Source organism: Thalassolituus sp. UBA2009 (genome assembly GCF_002335285.1).
Lineage (GTDB): Bacteria > Pseudomonadota > Gammaproteobacteria > Pseudomonadales > Oceanobacteraceae > Venatoribacter > Venatoribacter alkanivorans.
This window is the reverse complement of sequence record NZ_DDCJ01000010.1, coordinates 1-1,182: the sequence shown is the minus strand read 5'-3', so window position 1 is coordinate 1,182 and position 1,182 is coordinate 1. Positions and strand designations below refer to the sequence as shown.

At 52.9% G+C, this 1,182-nt stretch carries 1 protein-coding gene; it reads right to left on the bottom strand.

Going from position 1 to position 1,182, the window contains the following annotated elements; all coding sequences use genetic code 11:
• Positions 1–77: 77 nt before the first annotated feature.
• The coding region (locus B3P58_RS00975; RefSeq protein WP_286715359.1) for an OmpP1/FadL family transporter at positions 78–1,182 on the bottom strand (1,105 nt) is incomplete at its 5' end.

Here is a 1,182-nt window from a genome sequence, read left to right as displayed (position 1 = left end):
GGCCCGATCAACGCCCACAAAAAAAGCCCGTATGGAGTTCCATACGGGCTTTTTTTAAGACCGGTTAAAAGCGTCTGTTACATACGATAGTTTGCCTGGAAAGACAGACCCAGTGCATTCACGTCGAACTCACCTTTCAGGTTGTCTGCGCCTTTCTGCTCATCGTCCAGATCGTAGTTGTACTCGTCGATCTTGGATTTATCGATAAACAGGTACGCCACGGCCGCATCAAAGCTCCAGCTGTCGTTCAGGTTGTAGGTGGCACCTGCAGTCAGCCACTGACGGTCGTTATCCGGTACACGCGCAGTACGGTGCTCGTCCTTAACCGGTGAAGCGTCAAAGGCGTAACCGGTACGCAGCGTCCAGTCCTGATTCAGGCTGTACTCAGCACCCACAGAGTAAGACCAGGTGTCATGCCATTTTTCAACAATATGGCCAACGTAGTTCTCACCCAGACCGCTGAGATCATCGATGGTGCCGGACTTGGTCGCGATCACGTCGAAGTATTTGAACGAAGACCAGTCAGTCCAGGTCGCACCCGCCAGCAACTGCAGACGGTCATCCAGCTTATGCGCGATGCTGAAGGTCGCAGAACGCGGGCCGGTCAGAGGTACACGGGAGTCCTGCTTATCGACTTTACCGGTTCCGTTAACCGGGTAAATACCCGCTGGCAAATCAACAACAGTTCCGGAAACGATCATCGGAGCTGGGTCAGCATAGGCCACGACACCCTCTGACTTCTTAAACTCAGACTTACCTTTCAGGTCAAAGTCGATCTCAGAGCGGTAAGCAAAGCCCAGCGTGGTGGACTGGCTGGCATCCCACATCACGCCGAAGTTCCAGCCATAACCAATATCATCGCCTTTGACTTCAAACTTGTTTTCGTAACCTTTGTACTGAGGATCGGTAGCACCAGGAGCGCCATAAGGAATCAGATCCAGTTCTTTGCTCAGCAGACCCTGAGCGTAAACGATATCAATACCCACACCGAATGACAGGGTATCGCTCAGCTGATAAGAGAAGGTTGGCTGAATATCAATGGCAGACAGCTGAGTCTCATCGGCAAAACCGCCGGCCAGAGAGCCGCTTTTGTAATCGGTTGCGGTACCGAACGGCGCGAAGATGCCCAGGCCCACGGCCGCCTTGTCATCCAGCTTATGCACGATATAGCCAAACGGAATG